Source organism: Streptomyces sp. NPDC007025 (assembly GCF_042869455.1).
In the GTDB taxonomy this organism is placed as follows: domain Bacteria; phylum Actinomycetota; class Actinomycetes; order Streptomycetales; family Streptomycetaceae; genus Streptomyces.
On the sequence record NZ_JBIAFT010000028.1, the window covers coordinates 1 to 3,256 of the forward strand.

General features: G+C 68.8%; 1 protein-coding gene. It reads left to right on the forward strand.

Annotated features, from left to right (window positions below; translation table 11 throughout):
- The coding region (locus ACFYMO_RS31645; protein WP_388550922.1) for an amino acid adenylation domain-containing protein at positions 1-3,256 on the forward strand (3,256 nt) is incomplete at both ends.

Sequence of the window (3,256 nt, forward strand, 5' to 3'; positions counted from 1 at the left end):
AGGAGACGTTGTGCGGGCTGTTCGCCGAGGTGCTGGGTCTGGAGCGGGTCGGGATCGACGACAGCTTCTTCGACCTCGGCGGCCACTCCCTCCTCGTCACCCGGCTGGTGAGCCGCATCCGCAGCGTGGTCGGCGTCGAGCTTCCCATCAAGGACGTCTTCGAGGCCCCGACCGTGGCGCTGTTGGTCGAGCGGCTGCGTGGCGAAGGCCGAATACGTAGGTCGCTGGTGCCGGTGGAGCGGCCGGATGTGGTGCCGCTGTCGTTCGCGCAGCGTCGTCTGTGGTTCCTGCACAAGCTGGAGGGCCCCTCCGCGACCTACAACATGCCGCTGGCCTTCCGCCTGACCGGTTTCGTGAATGCGGAGGCGTTGCACGCTGCGCTGGCGGATGTGGCCACTCGGCACGAGTCGCTGCGCACGGTGTTCCCGGAGGTGGGCGGCGAGCCCCGCCAAGTGGTGCTCGATCCTGCTGATGCCGCGTTCGGCTGGGAACACCGTCGGGTGACCGAGGCGGAGCTGCCGACAGTGGTGCGGGAAGTCTCCCGCTACGGTTTCGAACTCGCTTCCGAGGCACCGATCAGGGCCTGGCTGTTCGACACGGATGGTGACACCAGCGTCCTCTTGCTGCTGTTCCACCACATCGCGGCGGACGGGTGGTCGATGGGCCCGTTGGCGCGGGATGTGGTGGCGGCGTACACGGCGCGTGCGCAGGGTGGTGTGCCGCAGTGGTCGGAGCTGCCGGTGCAGTACGCGGACTACACGCTGTGGCAGCGTGAACTGCTGGGCGACGAGAACGACCCGGACAGCCTCTTCACGCAGCAGGTCGGCTACTGGCGCGACCAGCTTGCGGATCTGCCCGAACAGGTGACCTTCCCGACCGACCGGCCCCGGCCGGCAGTGGCCTCGTACGCCGGTGAGACCGTCACGTTCGAGATCGAGGGAGCGCTGCACCAGCGCATGGCGGAACTGGCCCGCGGGACCGGTTCCACCGTGTTCATGGTGTTGCAGGCCGGTATGGCGGCGTTGCTGACGCGGTTGGGTGCGGGGACTGACATCGCGCTGGGCAGTGGTGTGGCGGGGCGTACCGATGAGGCGTTGGACGATCTTGTCGGGTTGTTCGTGAACACGTTCGTGCTGCGGACGGACACCTCGGGTGACCCGAGTTTCGAGGAGTTGCTGGGGCGGGTGCGGGAGTCGAGTCTGGCGGCGTATGCGCACCAGGACGTGCCCTTCGAGCATCTGGTGGAGTTGCTGAACCCGAACCGGTCCACCTCCCACCACCCGCTCTTCCAGGTCGCACTCGTACTCCAGAACACCGACCAGGGGGACTTCACGCTCCCGGGGCTGCAGGTCAGCACTACCGAGGCCGATCCGGGCACCGCGCGGTTCGACATGCTGCTGTCACTGACCGAACGGTACGCCGCCGCCGGGGCCCCCGCGGGGATCGAGACCGTCGTGGAGTACGCGAGGGACCTGTTCGACCGTTCCACCGTCGAGGCGCTCTTCGACCGTTGGAAGCGACTGCTGGAGCAGACGCTCAGCGATCCGGCGCAGTCCATCGGCAATGCCGTCCTGCTGACCGAGGCCGAGCGCCAGCAGACTCTGACGACCTGGAACGACACCGCGGCCGACGTGCGCCGAGAGACCCTCGTCAGCCTGATCGAGGCGCAGGTGACGCGTACTCCGGACGCCCCTGCTGTGCTGTCCGGCGACATGACGCTCAGCTACGCCGAGGTGAATGCGCGAGCCAACCGACTCGCCCGCCATTTGGTCACCCGGGGCGTCGGGCCCGAGCAACTGGTGGCCGTTGCGCTGCCCCGCTCCGCCGACACGATCGTGGCGTTCCTTGCGGTGATCAAGGCCGGTGCCGCCTATCTCCCGCTCGACCCCGAGGACCCGGTCGAGCGTCTCCGTCACACGCTGGATGACGCGCGGCCCGTACTGCTGCTCGTCTCCCGCGACCACGACCTCGGTGCCGTGGAGGCGGGGATCCCGTGCGTCGTCGTGGACGAGGGGTCGACGGCCGAGGCGGTCGCTCTGCACGACGCGTCCGACCTGACGGACGCCGACCGCGCGGCCCCGCTGACTCCCTCCGGCCCGCTGTACGTCATCTACACCTCCGGCTCCACCGGTCGGCCGAAGGGCGTCGTGGTCGAGCACCGCGGGCTGGCGAACAATCTGCAGTGGATGCAGGACACCTACCCGGTCGGGCCCGGCGACGTGCTGCTGTTCCGCACCTCTGTGCGGTTCGACTCCGTCGGTCTGGAGATCTGGTTTCCTCTGCTGCACGGCGCCGCCGTCTGTGTGGCCCCCGCCGAAGTGGTGCGCGATCCCCAGCGCCTCGTGTCCTTCATGGCCGAGAACAGCGTCACGGTCGCGCAGTTCCCGCCGTCTCTGCTGGCCAATCTGCCCGAGCCGCCGGCCGGGCATTCGGTGCGCCGCATCTGGGCCAGCGGCGAGGCTCTGCGCCCGGACCTCGCGACTCGTATCAGTGAGTCCTGGAACAGTGAACTGTCCAACCTCTACGGCCCGACCGAGATGACCATCCAGGTCGCCTCCTCCGTCTGGCAGGGTCCGGACGGTGACGCGCACAGCGTCCCCATCGGACGGCCGATGTGGAACACCCGGCTGTTCGTCCTCGACGCGGGCCTGCAGCCGGTCCCGGTCGGTGTCGTGGGAGAGCTCTATGCCGCCGGCGTCCAGGTGTCACGTGGCTATCTGCGGCGTCCCGGGCTGACGGCGGAGAGGTTTGTGGCGTCGCCGTTCGAGGTGGGTGTCCGGATGTATCGCACGGGTGATCTGGTGCGGTGGCGTGCGGATGGCCAGTTGGAGTTCGTGGGGCGTGCGGACGAGCAGGTGAAGCTGCGGGGTTTCCGGATCGAGCCGGGGGAGATCGAGTCGGTGCTGGCCGGCTGCGCGGGTGTGCGGCAGGCGGCGGTGGTGGCGCGTGAGGACGTGCCCGGTGACCAGCGACTCGCCGCGTACGTGGTGCCGGACCTCGAGGCGGCGGCCGCGGCCGGAGCCGACTCCGGTACGACGGCGGAGACCGCTGTGAGCGACGCACAGGTGGAGGAGTGGCGGGAGATCTATGACTCGGTCTACGCCGAGAGCGCGTACGGCGAGTTCGGTGAGGATTTCGCCGGCTGGGACAGTGCATACACCGGTGAGCCGATTCCGTTGGGTGAGATGCGGGAGTGGCGGGATGCGGTTGTCGGGCGGGTGCGTGGGTTTGGTGGTGGTCGGGTTCTGGAGATCGG